Origin of the sequence: Amycolatopsis heterodermiae, from assembly GCF_034929455.1 — a bacterium.
In the GTDB taxonomy this organism is placed as follows: Bacteria; Actinomycetota; Actinomycetes; order Mycobacteriales; family Pseudonocardiaceae; genus Amycolatopsis; species Amycolatopsis heterodermiae.
Genome location: NZ_JAYFSI010000005.1, coordinates 263,558 through 284,407, shown reverse-complemented (window position 1 = coordinate 284,407; position 20,850 = coordinate 263,558). Strand labels below are relative to the sequence as shown.

Annotated in this window: 8 protein-coding genes and 1 pseudogene; 1 reads left to right on the top strand and 8 read right to left on the bottom strand. The window is 73.8% G+C overall.

The window, feature by feature from the left end:
- Positions 1 to 10: 10 nt before the first annotated feature.
- Positions 11 to 1,189, bottom strand: a complete 1,179-nt coding sequence (locus VA596_RS23530; protein ID WP_323330063.1) for a cytochrome P450 — start codon at positions 1,187 to 1,189, stop codon at positions 11 to 13.
- 233 nt (positions 1,190 to 1,422) lie between these two features.
- Between VA596_RS23530 and VA596_RS23525 the strand changes: the two genes are divergently transcribed.
- On the top strand, positions 1,423 to 2,475 hold the full coding sequence (locus VA596_RS23525; RefSeq protein WP_323330061.1) for a UbiA family prenyltransferase: 1,053 nt from the start codon (positions 1,423 to 1,425) through the stop codon (positions 2,473 to 2,475).
- Between the two features lie 348 nt (positions 2,476 to 2,823).
- Here VA596_RS23525 and VA596_RS23520 read toward each other — a convergent pair.
- The 7 genes and pseudogenes from VA596_RS23520 to VA596_RS23490 all read right to left on the bottom strand — a co-directional run.
- Positions 2,824 to 4,020: pseudogene (locus VA596_RS23520) on the bottom strand (glycosyltransferase); the annotation flags it as partial.
- A 14-nt stretch (positions 4,021 to 4,034) separates the two neighbouring features.
- The gene (locus tag VA596_RS23515) at positions 4,035 to 5,522 is read right to left on the bottom strand and encodes a serine hydrolase domain-containing protein (protein WP_323330059.1); all 1,488 of its coding nucleotides are present in this window, start codon (positions 5,520 to 5,522) and stop codon (positions 4,035 to 4,037) included.
- Positions 5,519 to 6,205, bottom strand: coding sequence for a glycosyltransferase family protein (locus tag VA596_RS23510; RefSeq protein WP_323330057.1), 687 nt, complete (start codon positions 6,203 to 6,205; stop codon positions 5,519 to 5,521). The genes VA596_RS23515 and VA596_RS23510 overlap by 4 nt, the downstream gene beginning before the upstream one ends.
- The gene (locus tag VA596_RS23505; RefSeq protein WP_323330055.1) at positions 6,202 to 7,413 is read right to left on the bottom strand and encodes a cytochrome P450 family protein; all 1,212 of its coding nucleotides are present in this window, start codon (positions 7,411 to 7,413) and stop codon (positions 6,202 to 6,204) included. Before VA596_RS23505 ends, VA596_RS23510 begins: the two co-directional genes overlap by 4 nt.
- Positions 7,414 to 7,426: 13 nt before the next feature.
- Positions 7,427 to 8,299, bottom strand: coding sequence for a TauD/TfdA dioxygenase family protein (locus VA596_RS23500; RefSeq protein ID WP_323330054.1), 873 nt, complete (start codon positions 8,297 to 8,299; stop codon positions 7,427 to 7,429).
- Between the two features lie 23 nt (positions 8,300 to 8,322).
- Positions 8,323 to 17,007, bottom strand: coding sequence for a non-ribosomal peptide synthetase (locus VA596_RS23495; RefSeq protein WP_323330052.1), 8,685 nt, complete (start codon positions 17,005 to 17,007; stop codon positions 8,323 to 8,325).
- The gene (locus tag VA596_RS23490) at positions 17,004 to 20,780 is read right to left on the bottom strand and encodes a non-ribosomal peptide synthetase (RefSeq protein WP_323330051.1); all 3,777 of its coding nucleotides are present in this window, start codon (positions 20,778 to 20,780) and stop codon (positions 17,004 to 17,006) included. Before VA596_RS23490 ends, VA596_RS23495 begins: the two co-directional genes overlap by 4 nt.
- Positions 20,781 to 20,850 lie beyond the last annotated feature (70 nt).

The window sequence follows — 20,850 nt, the reverse complement described above, 5'->3', positions numbered from 1 at the left end:
CCTCCCGTCGTCACCACGTGACGGGCAATGCGATCAGGCCGCCGGTCTGCGTGTTGCCACGCACGCGCAGCTCGGACACGTCCACGGCGAGGCGGAGCTTCGGGAACCGTCGCGCCAGCTGGCCCAGGACGGCCGCCAGCTCCACCTTGGCCAGTGGGGCGCCGATGCAGTAGTGCGGGCCGTGGCCGAAGGACAGGTGCGCGTTCGCCTTGCGGGTCACCTCGAACCGGCCGGGGTCGGGGAACACCGCCGGGTCGTGGTTGGCCGCGCTGTTGTCCAGCAGCACGAGGTCGCCGGCGCGGATGGTGACGGAACCGATCTCGATGTCCTCCCGGGCGTACCGGGGGATGTCGCCGCCCGCCGGGCCCGGCGTCGCCCGGATCATCTCGTCGATGGCCGCCGGGATCAGCGCCGGGTCGTCGACCACGGCCTGCCACTGGTCCTGGTTGACCAGGAACAGCAGTGCGCCCAGTCCGATGTGGACGGACGTGGTCTCGAACCCGGCGAACAGGAGCGCCATCGACAGCAACGCGATTTCGGCGTCGTCGACGCCTTCGGTCTGGCACAGCCGTGACGTGATGTCCTCGCCGGGGTCCCGGCGCTTGCGGGTCACGAGCTCCTGGCCGTACTGGAACAGCGCGCCCAGGGCCTGCTCGGAGCCCGCCCGGTCGGTCACGTCGGCGACCGCGTGGATCCAGCCGCGGAACTCCTCACGGTCCTCGTAGGGCACGCCGAGCAGCTCGCAGACCACCAGGATCGGCAGCGGCAGGGCCAGCGCCTCGATCAGGTCGGCCGGGCGCTCGCTCGCGGCGAGGTCGTCCATCAGCCCCGTGGTGAGCTCGTCCACGCGCTCGCGCAGCACCCGCATCCGGGCGGGGGAGAAGTGCGGCTGCAGCAACGCCCGGGTGCGCGCGCTGTCGGCCGGCTCGGTGTCGTAGTCGCCGAGGGGACCGCTGACGAGTGCGGACTCGCCGATGCGGGAGGCGTTCTCCGGATCCCGGTGGGAGCGGCCCAGCTTGTCGCTGGCGAGCAGGCGCTTCACTTCGGCGTAGTCGGTGACCAGCCAGCCCGGGTCGCCCACCGAGGTGTGGATCAGGTGGATCGGACCCGACGCCTGCAACTCGCGCACCAGGGCCGGAATCTGCAACGGGTGCGTGGATTCGAACGGGAGCGAAACAACGGTTTCCATATCAGTCCCCATGGTTGACGAGCCTGCGCGCCGGAAAGCTATCCCAGGGATTCCGGACGATCAAGAATGCGGGGCGAACAGGCCTGGCTGGGGTGCTGCTCTTCTCGAACACCTCGCGGTCACCGGGTCCGGCGGTAGCGTGTCCCGTGATCAAGCCGCGAGACATCGTCGGCTCTCTTTCAGGTCGGCTGGAATCAGCCTTGCTCCGACGTCTCCCGGAGGAAACTGTGAAATTGTCTGGTGCGGCCACCATTCCGGCCGACGGCGGGAATCGAATCAGGACGGCGCTGGCCGCGCACATGGAATGCGGCCGGCCCGACGTCGGCTGTTATGTCGGGCTGGTCGGACTGGCGGGCGTCGCGCTCGTTTCCGGCCGGTCCGCCTGGTACCTGGTCGCGGCCTTCCTGGTTCCCGCGCTCCTGTCGACGGGTGCCTACTACGCGGGCGCCTACTTCGACCGGAACCTCGACGCCGTCGCCAAACCGGGCAAGCCGGTGCCGTCGGGAAGGGTGAGCGCCCGGTCGGCCTTGATCGCCATGGTCGTCTGCACCGTCGCGGGTCTCGCGCTCGCGCCGGTGCTCGGCTCGCCCGCCGTCGTGCTCGGGCTCGTCGTGGTGTCGGCCGGGGCACTGGCGCTGTACGGCCGGTTCGCCAGGCTGCGGCGGCCGCTCCGCATCTTCACCCGGGGGATCGCCACCATGGTGGCGTTCGGGTTCGTCCTCTCGCTGGCGAACGGGTCGCCGCTGTGGGACCTCGTCTTCGCCGCGCTGATCTTCTGGCAGCAGGACTCGATGCTCCACCAGGTCCTGGCCGTCGAGGACACGGAGGTGGACCGGCGCGCAGGGGTGCAGACGCTGCCCTCCCGCTACGGGCACAAGGCCGCGCTGGTGCTGCTGGTCGTCACGTTCGTGTTCTGGTTCAGCTCGGCCGCCTTCCAGCCGGCGACGATCCAGAGCCGCCCGTTCGACGCGCTCGCCTACACCCCGTTCGCCGCAGTGGGGACCGTACTGGCGATCGCGGCCCTGGTGGTGCTGTTCCGGGCACCCCGGCCGCTCGCGGGCCGTCCGGTGCTCCGCGCCTACGGCCTCCTGGCGCTGGCGCGCCTGTGCGTCGCGGCAGGTTTCGTGGCCGCGGCGGGCGATCTCGTCCTCGGGCTCGTCCTGCTGGCCGGGTCGCTGGTGGTCACGTTCCTCGCGCTGCCCGCGGTGCCGGCGGCCGTACCTCAGGGTGTGCCGGAGGCCGCTGTGGAACCCGTGGTCGAACCGGCTGTCGAACCTGCGGAGTGACTGGGTCCGGCGGCTCGGTCCTGGCCGGGGCGTTGGTGGTCACGTTCCTCGCGCTGCCCGCGGTGCCGGCGGCCGTACCTCAGGGTGTACCGGAGGCGGCCGTCGAACCGGCTGTGTGACCACGCCCGGCGGCTCGGTCCTGGCCGGTTCGTTGGTGGTCACGTTCCTTGCGCTGCCCGCGGTTCCGGCGGCCGTACCCGGGAGCGTGCCGGAGGCCGCCGTGGAACCCGCTGTCGAACCTGCGGAATGACCACGCCCGGCGGCTCGGTCCCGGCCGGTTCGTGGTGCCGAGGAGGTCGGTGAGCCGCCGCCGGTGGGCGGCGGTCTCACCCGGCGTCCGGCACAGCCGAGGCTGTCGAGCAGCAGGCGGGCGGCCACCGCCGCGCCGTCGTCGCGGATCTCGGCTCCCAGCGCCTTCGCCCGTTCCCGGGTCTCGGGGGCCAAAGCCGTCTCGAACGCGGCGGTCAGGGACTCGAGGGTCGCCGTCGGGCCGTCGAGGGCGGCGCCGACCTGGCTGGCGGCCACCCGGCCGGCCCAGTACGGGGTGTCCGCCACCGGGCTCGGGACCACCACCTGCGGAATGCCAGCCCGGGCCGCGGTCTGCGCGGTCCCCGCGCCGCCGTGGTGGATCACCGCGGCCAGTGCGCGGAACAGGCGCTGGTGGTTGACGTCGCCGATGCCGAAGCAGTCGTCCCGGCCGTCGATCAGGTCCAGGTCCGCCCAGCCGCGGGAGACGAGGACGCGGTATCCCCGGGCGCGGCTGATTTCCACGGCCCAGCGGGCGATGCCGGGTGCCGGGCTGATGCTGCCGAAGCCGACGTAGACCGGCGGCGGGCCCGCGGCCAGGAACGCCACCAGATCGGCCGGCAGCGGACGTTCGTCCACTGTGGTCCACACACCGGTCTGGACCACGGGCAGGCCGGTTCCGTCCGGCCAGGGGCCCAGGGCCGGATCCGCCGCGAGCCACGGCCGGTCCGAGTAGACGTGGTCGCGCACGCCCGCCACCGGCGGCAGGCCGAGCGCGGCGCGACGGGCGTTGAGCGGCTCTCGGAACTGCGCGTCGACCAAGCGGGCGTCGTGTTCCCACCGGGTCTCGTTGTCGGCGTCCACCGGCTCCGCCCAGCCCGATCGCGGGGGTGGCGCGTGGTGCGGCGAGGGCAGGTTCACCGCCGAGTACGTCACGTACACGTAGGGGATGCCCGCGGCCTCGGCCACCGACCGCGCGGCGACCTGCGCCAACCCGGCGGCCACCAGCGCGTCGCACCCGTCGGCCGCCGAGGGGAGGACGTCGAACTGCGCGTCGAGCAGCTCGGAGCGGTACCGGGCCAGCTCCGCCGCCGACGGCGGGCCGCCGCCCATCAGCTTCCGGATCGGCAGCCCGACCGGCACAGCGGGGATCCCAAGGCCGGCCAGCCGTTCCGCGAACTCCTCGTCCGGCGGCGTGCACATCCGCACTTCGGCACCGAGCGCCCGGAGCTGCAGCGCGAGGGCCACCAGGGGTTCGACGTCGCCCCGTGTCCCGTAGGTCGTGAGCAGCACCCGCATGCGTGTCCCTTTCTTCATCGTGGTGCGCGGGCGTAGAACCCGACTGGCATCGTGACGTCCGCGCTCGAAGCGCCGCATTCCAGCATCCACAGCGCCGCCGCCGGGCCGAGTTCCCGGCCCAGCACCCCGAGCGCGTCCGGGTCCGGTGCCACCGCGCGGGCCTGTTCCACCCCGCGGCCGAACGCGTCCGGGTCCCAACCGCCGGTGTCGCCGTCGCCGAGGGAGCGGGCGCCGGCGGTCAGGGCCGGGAGCGGCAGCGGGTCGGGTACGCCGAGCAGGCCGTGGGTGCGTTCACCCACCAGAACCCCCATCCAGTGCGAGCTTTCCGGGGTGGGCCGGGGTCCGGTCCACCGGGGCCGCCCGTCCATGTCCGGGAGCTTCGCCGGGGCGCCGGAGCGCGCCCAGCGGCCGGCCCACTCCACGGCCAGGCCCGGCGCGCTGCGGGTGGCGGGGTTGTGGAACCGGGCCATGTCCCACCGGTTGCCGACCGCGACCGCGGCCAGGTCGCGGTGCGGCCAGACCCGCGCCTCCCACCAGAACCCCCACGGGAACGCCGCGGTGTGCCCCCACCACCAGTCCTCGCCCAGCTCCGGGTCGGCGAGCTCGAGCGTCAGGCCGGAAAACGACCGGACGCCGTGCGGGCTCGGGCGCTCGGCCCGCGGGGTCACCATCGCCGCGAGCGAGTCCGGCCCGATCAGGCCGCGGTCGCCGCGGGCGGTGCGCAGCAGGGACTGCAGCAGCCGCCCGAAGTCCGCGGCGCTGGTGTACATCCCGACCCCCGGGTAGGCCGACGTCCGCAGGGGCGGGCTCGGCAGGCACCAGTCGCCGAAGGCCATGTACCCGGTCGCGGCGGTGCTCCGGTCCGGCGCCCACGGGCTCCGCGTCCCGTCGTCGATGCTCGTGTCCGCCATCCCGGCCGGTGCGAACACGTCCCGCTGGACGCGGGCACCGTACGGCTCGCCGGCCAGGTGCTCGACCACGCCGCCGAGCACCCCGACACCGAAGCTCGAGTACGAATAGGCCCCCGGCGGCGTCACCAGCGGCAGCACCCCGCCGTACTCGACGGCGCGGCCGATCCCGTGCCGGCGCCGGACGTGCTCGAGGATCGACTCGGCCGGCGCCGTGGGCGCGGTGGCGGTGACGATGTCGCTGTAGTAACCACCCTGGTGCGCGGCCAGCATGGACGTGGTGACGGACACCGCGCCGGGACCGCGCAGTCCCGCCGGCAGCACCTCGTCGACCGGCGTGTCCAAGCCGACCGCGCCCGCCTCGGCCAGCTGCATGAAGGCCAGCCCCGTGACGGGTTTGGTGAGCGAGCCCGCCGGCGCGACGGTCCCGGCGGTCATCGGCACGCCCGCCGCCAGATCCGCGAACCCGGTCGAGGCCGTCCGCAGCTCGTCGCTCGTCGCCACCACGACGGCGACCCCGGGGGTGCCGGTGACCGCGGCCAGCCGGGGCAGGACGGTGCCGAGCGCCGTCATCACGTCGTCGAGCACGCTCATCCTTCGGTGGTGTTGTAGTTGACGATCCGCTCGACCATGAGAGCGCGCGCCCCGGCCAGCGGGCTGTCCGCGTCCCGTCTCGCCACCTCCGGCAGCCGGTGGGCCTGCGCCTCGGCGACCGCGACGATGCCCCAGAGCGCGTTGAACCCCGCCGGGTCCGCCGGCTTTTCCGCGGCGGCCTCGACGACCACGGCGCCGTCCCGGCCGGCCACGGTGAGGGCGCCCATCAGCCGCAGGACGGCGGGGTCCCGCTCTTTCGCGGCCACCACGCTCCAGCCCGCCGCGTCCGTCTGCCGCAGGGCGTCGCGCAGGCTGCCCACGCTGCTGACGACGATGTCCGGCAGGACGAGGGCGACCGGCCCGTGCGTCATCGGCAGGGCGCACCGGATCGCGCCGTCCAGTCCGGGCTCGGCCGCGTCGTCCTGGTAGACGAAGACCAGCTGGAAGGTCCCGGCGTAGCGCGCCAGGTACTTCACCGTGTCCAGCTTGTGCGGCCCGAACACGACGACCACGCGCACGGTGAGCCCGCTCTTCACCAGCTCGACGACGGTCTCCAGGCTGCGGTCGAGGATCGTGACCCCGGGGGCCAGGCAGTGCAGTTCCTTCGCGTACGGCGCTCCGAAACGGGTCGCGAGCCCGGCGCAGGGCAGGATGACCGAGACGTCGGGAGTGGGTGCGCTCATCGCAGCCGCACCTCCAGGGCGACCCGGTGGCGGCCGCGGGGCAACGGCACCCACTCCGGCTCACCCGCCGGGTGCACCGCGGGGAACCGGTCGAACAGGCTCCGCAGCGCGACCTCGGCCTCGACCTTCGCCAGCGCGACCCCGAGGCAGAAGTGCGGCCCCCAGCCGAATCCGACGCTGCCTTCCCGGCCGCCGTGCTCGGCCTGCCGGCGCACGTCGGCGTGGCGCGGGCAGGCGAACTGGGCCGGGTCGCGGTTGGCGGCACCCAGCACCGCCTGCACCGCGTCGCCCGCCTTGATCCGCACGCCACCCACCTCGAGGTCGGCCGCGGCGTACCGCAGCCGCGCCAGCTGCACCGGGCCGTCGGTGCGGACCAGCTCGCGCACCGCGGCCGGCCACAGCTCCGGCTCGGCGCGCAGCAGCTCCCGCTGGGCAGGGTCGCGCATCAGCGCGAGCGCCGCGTTGGACAGCATGTGCGCCATGGTTTCGTGCCCGGCGAGCACCAGGAACACCACGAGCGCCACGGCGTCGACGTCGGAGAGGCCGTCCTGGCCGACGACCTCGCTGAGCAGGTCCGCGCGCGGCTCGGCCCGGCGCTGGTCGACGAGGGCGTGGCAGTAGGCGAACATCTCGCCCAGCGTCGGGGTGATCCGCGCCGGGTCGCCGCCGACCAGCACCTTGCCCCAGCGGTACCAGTCCTCCCAGTCCTGCTCGGGCACCCCGACCAGCTCACAGACGACGGCCATGGCCAAGGGGTAGGCGTACTCCTCGAGCAGGTCCACGGGCTCGGAACCGAGGCCGTCGAGCAGCTCGTCGACGATCTGCTGCACCCGCGGGCGCAGCGTTTCGACGCGGGACGCGCTGAAGGCGTGGCTGATGCTGCGGCGCAGCCTCGTGTGCTCGGCACCGTCGAGGCTCAGCAGGCTCGCCCGCAGGTACGGCAGGTGCTCCGGGGGCGTGCCCAGCGCGAGGAACGCCTCCTCCTGCGTCTGCGCGCCCTGGCCGGGCAGGCCGGTGGGATCGTTGCGCACGGCCGGATCGGACAGGACCGCGCGGACCTCGGCACTGCCGGTGACGAGCCAGCCCTCGGCCCCGCCGGGCAGCCGGGCCCAGCAGACCGGCGACGCGGCGAGGACGCGGTCGTACCCGCGCATCGGGTCGTCGAGGACGGCCGGATCGCGGACGTCCACCACGGGTTCGGACGACATGGTGGTGCTCCTGTCAGCCTTTGAGCGGGCCGCCGTTGATCGCGACGCGGTGACCGAATCGGACGTGCGGGTAGTAGTCGTAGACGGCGTGGTGCTGGACGCAGCGGTTGTCCCAGAACACCAGCGTGTTCGGCTCCCACCGGACCCGGCAGGCCAGCATCGGCCGGTTCGGCACGACCGAGAACAGCAGGTCGAGCACAGCCTGGCTTTCGTCGGCCGACAGCTGTGGGATGCGCGACGTGTAGGCCGGGTTGACGTACAGCAGCGGCTGGTCGGTCTCCGGGTGCCGGACGACGACGGGGTGCTCGCTGGCCGGGGGCTCGTAGCCCTCGGGGATCTTGTGGCCGCGGAAGGCGTGCGCGCCGTCGTGGATCGCGGTGAGCCCGGCCAGCAGCTCCTTCAGCTTCGGCGACAGCATGTCGTAGGCGAGGTGCATGTTCGCGAAGAGCGTGTCGCCGCCACTGCCCACCTCGGGCATCTGCGTGATGTGGAGCATCGAGCCCAGCGACGGCTCGGCGTCGGCGGTGCCGTCGGCGTGCCAGCCGTTGCCGAACACGTTCGCCGACTCCGGCGCGGTCGCGACCTCGAGGATGTACGGGTCGCCGTGCTCGGGCGGCGGGTTCACCGGGCGCAGCTCGCCGAAGCTCGCGGCGAGGCGCTTGTGGTCGGCCACCGAGATGTCCTGGTCGCGGAACACCAGCACGTGGTGGTCCAGGAACGCCGTCTTCAGCTCGGTCAGCTGCTGCTCGGACAGCTCCGTGGTCAGGTCGAGGCCGGTGACCTCGGCCCCGATGACCGGGGTCAGGCCCCGCACCGCCAGCGTCCGGTAGTCGCGCGCGGGCCGCGTCGTGATCCGCTTGACCGCGTCGAGTTCGTACTGCTCCATGGTTTCCTTTCCTCCTGTGGGTCTCACAGTCCGATGGCCGCGGCGATCGCGGTGACGTGCGGGGCGCGCACGATGCCGTAGTGGGTGGCGGGCAGCTCGTGCCAGCGGCTCGGTTCGGGCAGCAGGGCGCGCCAGCCGGCGCGGTCGGCCACCGGCAGGCCGGGCTCGGGTTCGGCCGCGAGCCAGACGTGGCTGGGCGTCGTGGTCAGCCGGGGCAGCCGGTGGCCGGTCATGCTGGCGAGGTTGGCCCGGCACGCGCTCGCCAGCCGCCGGGCGTGCTCGCCCGCGGTGCCCCCGGAGGTGCCCAGCTCGCGGGCGAACACCGCTTCCAGCTCCGCGTCGCTGTAGTCCGCGGCGCTCGCGCCGGGCGGCGGCGGGTCGACGAGGTGCAGCGCCCGCACCGGCCGCCCGGCCGTCTCGGCCTCGGCGGCCATGCCGGCCGCGACCCAGGCACCGAACGACCACCCGGCCAGCTGCCAGGTGCGTCCGGGCAGTTTTCCCTGCAGCGCAAGGTGATACCGGTGGGCCCGGTCCGAAACGGACCAACCCGGTGGTTCCGGCCGGCTGAGCGCCGGGTCGGCGATCACGCAGACGCCGAGGCGGGGGTCCAGGGCCTCGACGAGCGGGCGGTACGCGTGGACGTCCCCGCCGACCGGGTGCACCAGGCACACGGCTTCGCGGCCCGTCCCCTCCCGCCAGACCTGCACGGTGACTTCGCCGGTGTCGCCCGCCGCGGTGAGCTTCGCCAGCAAGCCGGCCATCGTCACCTCCGGGCCGAGCCAGGCGAGGTCGAGGTCGACGCCGAAGAGGCGTTTCGCCGAGTCGACGACGTCCAGCAGGGTCAGGGAGTCGGCGCCCAGGTCGTAGAGCGGGACGTCCGGGTCCAGCTCGGCGACACCCAGGAGAGCGCGTACTTCTTCGGTCAGCTCGGCCCCGGCGTCGCCGGCCGGTTTCGGCCCGGCCGGCGTGCGGTCGCGTTCGTGGAACGCGCGCGCGGTCTCCAGGCCGGTCGTCGCGACGAGGAGCTGGGGCAGGCCCGATCCCAGCGCGCGGGCGAAGGTGCGGCGGCCTTCCTCGACGTTCAGGCCGACCGCCAGGTGGGCCTGGTGGCGGGTGTCGGTCTCCAGGGCCGTGACGGCCATGCCGGTGTCGCGCCAGACGTCCCAGCCGATCGAGAGGCGCGCGGTCGGGCCGTCGCGGTGGGCGAGCGCGTCGAGGAAGCCGTTGGCGGCGGCGTAGTCGAGCTGGCCGGTGCCGCCGAACTGCGCGGACAGGGACGAGCAGTAGACGACGTAGGCGGGCTGGTCGCGTTCGACGAGCTGCTCGGTGAGCAGGGCACCGGCGAGCTTGACCGACTGCGTGCCTTCGCCGCGGGTGGCGATGAGACCGCCACCGGGGTTGCCGGCCGCGTGCACGATCCCGGCGAGCGGCGTGCCGATCTCGTCGGCGGTGACGGTGGTGAGGTCGGCGGCGATCAGGTCGACGCGATCCGCCCACGGTTTGAGGGCCTCGGGCAGGAAGGGGTTGCGCGCCAGCAGGATGACGCGGCCGGAGGTGCGGGTCAGCAGCTCCTCGGCGACGGCGGTGCCGATCCCGCCGGTGCCGCCGAGCACGAGATGGGTCCCGTCGGCCACGGCGAGCGGGCCCGCGTCGACGGGCGCGGTGTCCTGGGCCCACCAGAACCCGCCCCGCAGCGCGACACGCTCCGGCGGCGTCGGCCCGGTGAGGAGGTCGGCGAGCGGGGCCAGATCCGGGGTGGGGAGATCGACCCAGTGGCCCGGAACACCGCTTTCCTGCGGCCCGACGGCACTCACCCCGGCAAGCAGCCCGGCTTCGGGCCGGGTGACGGCGCCGTTCGCGGGCGCGGCCCCGGCGGAGACCCACCAAGTCCTGATAGGACGGTCATGGGCAGCACGCAGGAGCGCGGCGGGGGTGTCGAGACAGGCCCAGGCCGCGTGGTCCACGGACGTCGCGCCGAGGGGCCCGGTGATGCCGAGCGGAAGGGTGTGCAGCCAGTCGATTTCGTTGCCGGACAAGGCATCGAGGATCTGCCGGAGAGCCGCGGAGTCGGCGGGATCGGCCTCGAAGCTGTCGGGCCCGAGCCGCGCGAAATGCCGGGCGGCATGGACCCGGACGACACGGGCGTACGCGGCCTCAAGGGCGGGCGCGACCAACGGACCTTCACCGGAGATGACAAGGACCCGATCGGCCCGGGTGGCGGGCGCCACCCGGCGGAGACGGACCCAGACAGGCTGGTGCAGCCACGCGCTTTCGGGCAGCCGGGCAACCGCGGCCCGCCGCGGAAAGTCGAAGTCTCGAGAGACAAAGGCAGGAGGCGGAAAGTCCCACGGCGCGGGGGCGGAGGGGAGTCCCCAGTCGAGATGCACCCCAGCCAGCCATTCGGCGGCCAGCTCGGCGGCCGCGGCGCTTTCGCGAGTGACCGCCGCCGACCCGTCACTTTCACGTGAAAGTGACGCAGTGCCTTCGGGCGACCCGCCACTTTCTTGGGAAAGCGGCCACCCGGCGGCGGAGCGAGTGTCACTTTCACGTGAAAGTGACGCAGAGGCTTCGGGGGACCCGCCACTTTCTTGGGAGAGCGGTCGGTCGGCCGTGGAGCGAGTGTCGGTTTCGCGAGAGACTGCCGCCGGGCCGTCACTTTCACGTGAAAGTGACAAGGCTGGCACCTCCTGAGGCTCGGCCGTGCGCAGCAGTTCGATCGCCGCCGTGGCGTCGTCGCATGGTCCGGCCAGGCGCCAGCGCTCCGCGCGCCGGCCCGACTGCAGGTGCCGCAGTACGTCCACAAAGGACTCTGGGTGCGCCGCCAGGTAATCAGCCACCCGAGCCGCCTCGAGGCGTAACGCCGCGGCGCTGCGCGCGGAAAGCACCAAGCACCGCACGGGTTCCGGGCGCGAAACCGGCACCGGACGGATCGCCTCCAGGACCGCGTGGGCGTTCGTCCCGCCGATGCCGAAGCTGCTCACCCCGGCCACCCTCGGGCCCGCGGGCCACGGCTCCGCCCGGGTCGGCACCCGGAACGGCCCTAGCTCCAGGGCGGGGTTGGGCGCGCGGAAGTCGACCGTCGGGGGGAGGACGCCGTGGTGGATGGCCAGGGTCGCGCGGATCAGGCCCACCACGCCCGCCGCCGCGCCGAGGTGGCCCAGTTGGCTCTTCACCGAGGACAACGCGCAACCCGCCGCATCGGGCATCGCCTCGCGCAGGGCCGCCACCTCGATCGGGTCGCCGAGACGCGTGCCCGTTCCGTGCGTCTCCACGTACCCGACCTCGGCACCCGTGCGCCCGGCTCGGCGCAGCGCCGCCCGGATCGCCTCCCGCTGCCCGGCCGGGGACGGTGCGCTGTAACCCTGCTTCACCGCGCCGTCGTTGGTCAGGGCCGAGCCCGTGAGCACCGAATACACCGTGTCGCCGTCGCGGCGGGCGGCCGAAAGCGGCTTCAGCACCACCACACCGACGCCGCTCGCGCCCACCGTGCCGTCCGCGTCGTCGCTGAACGGGCGGCAGTGCCCGTCCGCCGAGAAGATGTGCTGCGGCCGGTACCGGTACCCCTCGGCCAGGGTGACGTCGACGAGCACCCCGCCCGCCAGCATCACGTCCGCCTCGCCGCCGCGCAGCATCGCCGCGGCCTGGTGGACGGCCACCAGCGAGCTCGAACACGCCGTCTGCGTCGTCAGCGCCGGCCCGCGAAGGTCCAGGTGAAAGGCCACCTTCGTCGCCAGGAAGTCCTTCTCGTGGTGCAGGGCGAGCTGGAAGCCGTCCGGCAGCGCGGCCGGGTCGGCCTCGCGCAGCATCTGCTGGAAGTACGTGTTCTCGCCGCAGCCGGCGATGAGCCCGACCCGGTCCGAACCGGGGATTCCCGCGTGGGCAAGGGCTTCGGCGCAGGCCATCAGCAGCTGCCGCTGCTGCGGGTCCATCAGCGCCGCGTCGCGGTGGCTGATCCCGAAGTGCTCCGGGTCGAACGCCAGCGGCCCGTCGAGGAGGCTGCGCGCGCCGACCAGGCCCTCGGCGGCCGGGAACTCCTCGATGCCCCGGCGGCCGGTGACGACCAGGTCCCAGAACGCGGCCAGGTCCGCCGCGCCCGGCAGCCGCACCGCCATGCCGACGACGGCCACGGGCTCGTCGACCCCACCGGACTCCACGGCCCGGGCGGGGGCCGGGCCGCTTTCGAGGTGCCGTGTCAGGTCCCGGAGCGTGACGTGCTCGAAGAGGTCGGCCGCGGTGAACCGGTACCCGGCTTCGGCGCAGCGCAGGTGGAACCGCATCAGCGAAAGACTGGTGGCCCCCGCGGCGAAGAACGTCTCGTCCGGCCCGATCGGCGAGCCCGTCACCTCCTCGAACAGCGTCGCCAGCTCGCTCGACGGAGCCGACGGCGTCCGCTGGAGATCCGTGCCCGGCACCAGGGGAGCCGCGTCCCGGTCGAGCTTCCCGCTGGGCGTGCGCGGCAGGGCGTCGACAACGCGGAAGCGGTCGACCCGCGCGTGCGGCGGCAGCAACGGCACCAGGTGCTCCGTCAGCTCCGGCGCGGACGGCGTCCGGCGGCACTCCAGGACCGCGGTCAGCCGGCCGTTCTCGGGCACGACCACGGCGTTGACGACGTCGGGGTGTCGCAGCAGCGCCGCTTCGACCTGCCCCAGCTCCAGGCGGTACCCGCTGAGCTTGACCTGCCGGTCGGCCCGGCCGTCGAAGTGCAGCAGCCCGGCGCGGTCGAAGTGCGCGAGGTCGCCGCTGCGGTAGTACAGCTCGGGCAGCTCCGCGAACTTCTCCGAAGCCGTTTCGCCGAGGTAGCACCGGTTCGCCGCGAGACCGCCGATGAGCAGCTCGCCGGCCTGGCCGGGCGGCAGCGGCGCGCCCGACGCGTCGGCGACCCGCAGCACCGCGTTCGCCACCGGACGGCCGATCGCGGGACGCTCGGGCCACGCCGCCGGGTCGCCGTCGAGGGTCAGTGCGCTCACGACGTGGGTCTCGGTCGGGCCGTAGTGGTTGTGCAGGCGCGCGCCGGGCAGCCCGGCGAACCACCGGCGGATCGCCGGCGTGCACACCAGCTGCTCGCCGGCGGTGACCACGTCCCGCAGCCGCGACGGGTACCGCTCCAGCCGCACCCCGTGCTCGGCCAGCAGCTGCAACGCCACGTACGGCAGGAAGATGCGCTCGATCCCGGCGGTCTCCAGCCGCTCCAGCAGCGCCGGGACGTCGCGGCGCCACTCCGGCCGGACCAGGTGCAGCCGGCCGCCGCCGCAGAGGGTCGTGAAGATCTCCTGGAACGACACGTCGAACGACAGCATCGAGAACTGCTGCGTGGTCGCGGGCGGCATGTCCTGCCACTGCAGCAGGTTGGCCAAGGTGCGGTCCGGGACGCGCACGCCCTTGGGCACGCCGGTCGAGCCCGAGGTGAACAACGTGTAGAGCGGCCGTCCGGCGTGCCGGGCCGGCACGTCCGGCACCGGCCCGCCGGTGAGCGTGACGAACCGCCGTTCGACGTCGGTCTCGAACTCCTCACCCGGGGCGAGCAGGACGCAGTGCGGCTTGACCTGATCGAGCACCTCCCGCAGCAACGCGGGCGGGTACGCGGGATCCAGCGGCACGGCGGTGATGTTCAGCCGCGCCAGCGCCAGCAGCGCGACGACGTGCTCGGCCGACGGCCGCAGGTGCAGCGCGATGTCGGTCGCGTCTTCGGGCAGGGTCGCGGCGAGCCGGGCCGCGTGCGCGTCCAGCTCGGCGTAGGTCAGCGTCGTGTCGCCGGTCAACGCCGGGGCGTCGGGCGTCAGCGCGACCTGACGCGCGAAGCCCTCGGCGACGGTCTCCCACGTCAGCTCCGCAGTGGGACCACGGCCGTGGTCACGGCGGTCCGGTGTCCGGGCGTCGCCGTGCAGGGCGCGGTCGAAGACGTCGCCGAGGGCCGCGGCCTCGGCTTCGGTGAAGTGGCCTTTGCTGTATTCCCAGAGGCAGTCGAAGCCGTCCGGCCGTTCCACGACCGACAGTGTGAGCGCGCACTTGGCCTCGGCGGCTTCGATCCACTGTGGACTGACCGAGCACCCCGGCAGCCGCAGCGCGCCGAAGTCGGTGTTCTCCAGGACGAACAGGTAGTCGAACGCCGCGTATCCGGGATCGAGGTCGGCGAAGGCGATGTCCTGGCCGTCGAGGGCCGCACCGGCCGCTTCGCCGAGCCGGCGCAGCTGGGCGTCCAGCTCCTCGTCCGGATCCACCGACAGCGGCAGCCGGACGGTGTTGGCGAACATCCCGACGCTGTCTTCGAACGCCCGCACCGGCCGGTTCGCCACCGGCGCGGCGATCCGCGGCCGGGTCCGCCCGGTCACGGCGTAGAGGCTCCAGGCGAACACGCCGAGCAGGAGCTGGAACCGGGTCAAGCCCAGCTCGCCGGCCCACGCGTCGACGCGCTCGCGGTCGATCCGGGTCGTGTGCAGCCGCCCGGCCAGTGACGCTTCGCCGAGCGGCTCGGCGTCGTCGACGCGTTCGCCGAGCTGAGCGCGGTAGGCCGGGGAAGCGAACCACCGGGACTGCCACCCGGCGAAGTCGAGCGGTGTGTGCGCGTCCGGCTTCGGCGTAACGCCGGACAGCTCGCGGAACAGGATGTTCAGCGACCAGCCGTCGACCGCGATGTGGTGCAGGCACAGCAGGAACGTGCCGTCCGGCCGCCAGGCCGCTCGCATGAGCGCGCCCGACGCGAGGTCGAAGGGCGCGGTGAAGAAGTCGTCGCCGGGTTCGGTCCACGGGTCGTACGGCGCTTTGGTCACCTGGCGCAGGCCGTCGGAGGTCGCCTCGAACGCGGTTCGCAGCGCCGGGTGCCGCTCGACCAGGCCACGCACGTCGCGGCGCAGCGCCTCGACATCGGGAGCGCCGGTGACCTCGAAGGCCAGCGGCACGTGGTACGCCGTGGACGCGGGATTCCGTTGCTGCAGCAGCCAAAGCCGCTGCTGCTCGCTGGTGGCCGGCGCGGACGTCACCGTGGCCGGGGCACCCGGGTCGGGGTAGTCCGCGCGCCCGGCACCGGCGACGGCGGCCGCGAGATCGGCGTAGGTTCCGCGCTGCACCACCGAAGGCGCCAGGTCCGCGCCCCAGCGCTCGCGGAGGGCGAACCGCAGGCGCAGTGCCTTGAGCGAGTCGCCGCCGGACCGCAGCCACGTGTCGCCCGGGTGGAGGTCCGGGACGTCGAGGACGTCCGACACGACGTCCAGGACTTCGCGTTCCCACGCCGTCGCTTCGCCGCCGGCGTCCGGCCGCCACGGCGCGAACCCGCCCGCCAGCAACGCGGTCTCGTCGACCTTCCCGTTCGCGTTGCGGGGCAGCTCGCCGACGCGGAACACGTGGTGCGGCCGCATGTAGGCCGGCACGGTCGCGCTCAGATGAGCATCGAAGGCGTCGAAGGACAGCTCGCCGGCCACGACGAACGCGAGCAGCTCGGCCGTGGCCGCCCGGCGCACGGCCACGTGGGCCTGCCGGATCCCGGGGTGCGCGAGCAGCCGCTGCTCCAGCTCGCCGGGCTCGATCCGGTAGCCGCGGACCTTCACCTGCCGGTCGGTGCGCCCGGCGTAGGCGAAGCGCCCGCCCGGCAGCACGCGGACCAGGTCGCCGGTGCGGTAGAACCGGGCGCGGCCGTCGTCGAGCCACGGCAGCCGGACGAACCGCTGCCCGGTCTCCACGGGCAGGCCGCGGTAGCCGAGGGCCACCCCCGCCCCCGAGACGTACAGCTCCGCCAGCTCTCCTTCGGCGGCCACGCGCTGGTCCGCCGTCACCGCGACCACGCCGGTGCCCGGCAGCGGGCGGCCGATCGGCACGACGTCGCCGTCGAAGCCGCGCGGGATGGCGTAGCTGAGCGCGAACGTCGTCGTCTCGGTCGGGCCGTAGCCGTTCTGCAGGCGGGTCGGCGCGTCCGGGTTGGCCCGGTACCAGCGGCGGATCAGCGGGGCGTTGAGCTGCTCGCCGCCGATGACGACCCGGCGCACGGTCGAGAAGCTGTCCGGCACGGTCTCGGCGACCGCGTTGAACAGCGTCGCGGTCACGAACATCGTGTCGATGCGCTCCCGCACCAGGGCGTCGGCGAACGCCCGCGGGTCCCGGACGGTGTCGTCGCCGAGGACGACGCACGTGCCGCCGGTCAGCAGCGGCACCCACACCTCGAAGCTGATCGCGTCGAACGCGGGGTTGGCCAGGCACGCGAACCGCGTGCCGCGGTCGAGCCAGCCGGGTTCGGCGAGCCGCAGGACCCCCGCGTCGCGCACCTCGACGCCCTTGGGCCGGCCGGTCGTGCCGGAGGTGTAGAAGAGGAACGACGCCGGTGCGGGCTCGGCGGGCGCACCGGCCTCGGCGGTTCCGGCCAGGAGGTCGGCCGGGGTCAGTGGCGGCAGGCCCGGGAGCCCGTCGTGGACGACGGCGGCCGCGCCCGCGTCGGCGAGGACGACGTCGCGGCGCGCGGGCGGGCTCTGCCGGTCGAGCGGCACGACCTGGCCGCCCAGGCGCAGCACCCCCAGCATGACCTGCACCAGCTCGAGGGAGCGCGGCAGGCCGACGGCGACCGCGTCACCGGGCCGAACTCCCTTGCGGGACAGGGATTCCGCGACGGCCGCGGCACCCGCGTCCAGCTCGGCGTAGGTGAGCAGGCGGTCGCCGTCGGACACGGCGACCGCGTCGGGGTGCCGCAGCGCCCGGTCGTGGACGCGGCGGGCGATCGAGGTCATCGGGCCGCCAGCTCGGCCGTGATGACCTTGGCGACCAGCGGCAGCGCGTCGCTTTCGAGCATGTCCCAGTGCCCGCAGCCGGCGGGGACGACGTCGAAATCGCCGCGGACGCGACGCCGCCAGAACTCGGCCGTGCCCGGGATCGTGTCCTCGCCGACGGCCTGTACGAACACCACCCGCGCCGCCGTCCCGCCGGGGTCGTGCTCGCGCGCGGTCAGCCGGTTGTGGTTGTACGTGCGGTGGTAGCGCTCGATCTGCGCGTCCTCGATGCCCGGGTACATCCCGTTGAACCGCACCAGCTTCTCGCGGAACTCGGCCGCCGGCACCGGTCCGATCGCCGCCTTCTCGGCCGGGTCGTCGGTGGCGGTGGTGTCGAGGAGGACGACGCTGACGCGCGGGTGGTGCTCGGCCAGCCGCCGTCCCATCTCGTAGGCGACCAGGCCGCCGTACGAGAGTCCACAAAGGACCAACGTCTCGTCGGGACGCGGGTCGACGAGCCGCAGGTACTCCTCGGCCATCGCCTCGACGCTCGGCAGCGGCTCTTCGCCGGGGTTCAGCCCGGGGGACTGGATCCCGAGCACCCCGGCGTCCTCGGGCAGCGCGGCGCTGAGCGGCAGGTAGCAGAACGCCGTCCCGCCGGCCGGGTGCACGCAGACCACGCGGGCATCGCCGGTACCGCGGCGGAACTCGATCAGGCTGCCGCGCTCCGGCGGGCTGCCCGCGCGCAGCAGCGCGGCCTGCGCCTCGACGGTCGGGTGCAGGATGACGTCGCGGATGGCCGGCTCGGTGCCGAACTCGGCGCCGATCGCGTGGGCCAGCTTGATCGCCGAGATCGACGTGCCGCCGACGTCGAAGAAGTCGTCCGAGATGCCGATCGCGGGGTGCAGCAACAGGGTCCGCCAGATCCAGAGCAGCGCGAGCTCGACGCGGTCGCGCGGGGTGGTGGTGTTGACCGCGGCGGGGGCGCTCGCCCGGGCGTGCGCCAGGACGGCGTCGCGGTCGAGCTTGCCGCTGCGGCTCAGGGGCAGCCGGTCGAACTCGGCGAACACGGACGGGATCATGTAGTCCGGCAGCCGGTCGGCCAGCGCCGCGCGCCACTCGTGCGGGGTCCGCCCGCCGCCGCCCGCGATGCCGGCGACGAGCCGCGGCTCACCCTCGCGGTCGACCAGCACGGCGGCCTCCACGACCCCGGGGACGGCCAGCAGCGCGGCCGTCACCTCGCCGGGCTCGATGCGGAACCCGCGCAGCTTGATCTGGTCGTCGCGGCGGCCGGCGTACTCGGCTTCGCCGCCGGGCAGCCAGCGGGCCAGGTCGCCGGTGCGGTACATGCGCTCGCCCGGGACGAACGGGTCCGGCACGAACCGTTCGGCGGTCAGCCCCGGCCGGTGCAGGTAGCCGCGGGCCAGGCAGTCGCCGGCCAGGAAGACCTCGCCCGCGACGCCCGGCGGCACCGGGCGCAGCCGCTCGTCCAGCAGGTACAGCCGTGAACCGGGCAACGGCCGCCCGATCGGCGCCGGGCGGTCCAGGGGCTGGGGGTCGAAGTGCGCGGTGGCGTACAGCGTGGCTTCGGTCGGTCCGTAGCCGAAGCAGATCCGCAGGCCGGGCAGGGCCGCTTCGAACCGGGCGAGCGCGGCGTCGGGCAGCGGCTCGACGCCGGTGAGGACCTGACGCAGCGCGAGCCCGGCCACCCGGCCGGGGTCTTCGTCGATCCACCGGACGTACGCGGGTGGCAGGAACGCCTGGACGACACGGTGTTCCCGTAGCCACGCCATCAGCGCCGCGGGGTCGGCCCGGACGTCCTCGGGCACGACGTGCAGCACCGCGCCGGTCGTCAGGGGGAGCAGTAGTTCGTGCACCGAGGCGTCGAAGCCGATGCTCGACCACGCTGACGTCGCTTCGCCGGGTGTCGCGCCGAAGCGGTCGAGCCACTGGTCGAACAGGGCGAGGACGCTGTGGTGGGTCACGGCGACGCCCTTCGGTCGCCCGGTCGACCCGGAGGTGTAGATGATGTAGGCCGTTTCGCCGGGATCGGTCACGACCGGTCTCCGGGTCTCGTCGCCGTCGGCTTCGAGGGTCGTGACGTCGTCGTCCAGCACCAGCACCGGGCGCGCGTCCTCGATCATCGCGGCCTGCCGGGCCGCCGGCTGGGCCGGGTCGAGCGGGAGGTAGGCGGCCCCGGTCTTCAGCACGCCCAGCACCGCGACCACCAGCTCCGCCGACCGTCCGCCGCGGATGGCCACGACCTGTCCCGGCCCGGCCCGGCGCCGGCGCAGGGCGTTCGCCAGCCTCGTGCTGCGGCGGTCCAGCTCGCCGTAGGTGAGGGTCCGGTCGTCGCAGACGAGCGCCGGGGCGTCCGGGGTGGTGCCGGCGTGGCTGGTGAACCGGTCGACCAGCCCGCCGGGGCGCCGGTTGCGGCGCGGACCGGTGCTCCAGGTGGTGAGGATTTCGTCGCGCTCGGCGTCGTCCAGCAGCTCGTAGCTCGTGACGTCGGCCTCGGGACGGGCGGCGAGCTGGTCGAGCAACCGGACGAGGTACCGCGCGTACCGCTCGGCGGTGGCCTGGTCGAAGAGGGCGCTCGCGTAGTCGAGGTGACCGGCCACGTAGCCGTTCTCCTCGGCGAGGTTGAGCGCGAGGTCGAACTTCGCGGGGGCGTATTCGACCTCGAGGGATTCGACGGCTACGCCGGGCAGCTCCAGCACGTCGTGCAGGGTCGGCACCCAGGCGAACATCGTCTGGAACAGCGGGGTGTGCGCCGGGCTGCGCGGCGGGTTGACCAGCTCGACGACCCGTTCGAACGGCAGCCCGACGTGGTCGATCGCGCCCCGCAGCGACGCGCGGACCTGCTTGAGCAGGGCGGCGCCGGTGGGGGAGCCGCCCAGCTCGGCGCGCACGGCGAGCGTGTTGACGAAGAAGCCGATCGTCTCGGGGTACTCACCCCCGCCGCCGCGGTTGGCGGTCGGCACGCCGACAACGATGTCAGTCTGGGCGGAAAGCCGCGAAAGCACGATGAACCAGCAGGTCAGGATGGTCGAGTAGAGCGTGACGCCGTGCTCTCGCGCCACCGCCTTCAGGCGGGTCGTGAGCTCCGGGGAGAGGGTGACGGGCACCCGCGCGCCGCTGTAGTCCTGCCGGGCGGGGCGCGGCCGGTCGGCGGGCAGCTCGAGCACCGGCGGCACGCCGTCGAGCCGGTCCTGCCAGTACGCCTCGTGCGGTGCCGGGCCCGGCCCGGTCAGCCAGTCCTGCTGCGCCCGGGCGTGCTCGCGGTAGGGACGCGTCTCCGGCAGGGAAACCGGATCCCCGCTCAATTGAGCGGAGTAGAGGATGCCCAGCTCGCGCAGCAGCAGGGTGCGCGACCAGCCGTCGAAGACGACGTGGTGGACGGTGACGAGCAGGACGTGCTGCTCGTCGCCGACGGCGAGCAGCCGGGCCCGGGCCAGCGGAGCCCGCGTCAAGTCGAACGGCTCGAACGGTTCAATCCGTTGTAGCTCGGCCGCTTCGCCCGGCCGTCCGGTGACATCGGTGACAGGGCAGGGAAATCCGTGACCGGCGGGTTCGACGACTTGTCCGGGCCTGCCGTCTTCGACGACGATCCGCGTGCGCAGGGCTTCGTGGCGGTCGGCCAGGGCGGCGAAGGCCCTTTGCAGTGCTTCGCGGTCGAGCGGCCCCTGCAGGGTGAAGGCCATGGTCTCGTTGTAGGCCGGGCCGGCCCCGTCCAGCTGGGAGACGGTCCACAGGCGCTGTTGACCGGACGACAGGGGTGCGGACACTCGCATCGAAGACGGCCTTTCCGGGCGGGGCGGGCGAACCGGTACTGCTTTGTGCCGTCGCAGCCGAGGTCGGGAA

Bases quoted from the DNA above. Each gene is read 5' to 3' on its own strand.
- VA596_RS23530 (WP_323330063.1), bottom strand. From the start codon at position 1,189: ATGGAAACCGTTGTTTCGCTCCCGTTCGAATCCACGCACCCGTTGCAG.
- VA596_RS23510 (WP_323330057.1), bottom strand. From the start codon at position 6,205: ATGAGCGCACCCACTCCCGACGTCTCGGTCATCCTGCCCTGCGCCGGG.
- VA596_RS23500 (WP_323330054.1), bottom strand. From the start codon at position 8,299: ATGGAGCAGTACGAACTCGACGCGGTCAAGCGGATCACGACGCGGCCC.
- VA596_RS23515 (WP_323330059.1), bottom strand. From the start codon at position 5,522: ATGAGCGTGCTCGACGACGTGATGACGGCGCTCGGCACCGTCCTGCCC.
- VA596_RS23490 (WP_323330051.1), bottom strand. From the start codon at position 20,780: ATGCGAGTGTCCGCACCCCTGTCGTCCGGTCAACAGCGCCTGTGGACC.
- VA596_RS23505 (WP_323330055.1), bottom strand. From the start codon at position 7,413: ATGTCGTCCGAACCCGTGGTGGACGTCCGCGATCCGGCCGTCCTCGAC.
- VA596_RS23495 (WP_323330052.1), bottom strand. From the start codon at position 17,007: ATGACCTCGATCGCCCGCCGCGTCCACGACCGGGCGCTGCGGCACCCC.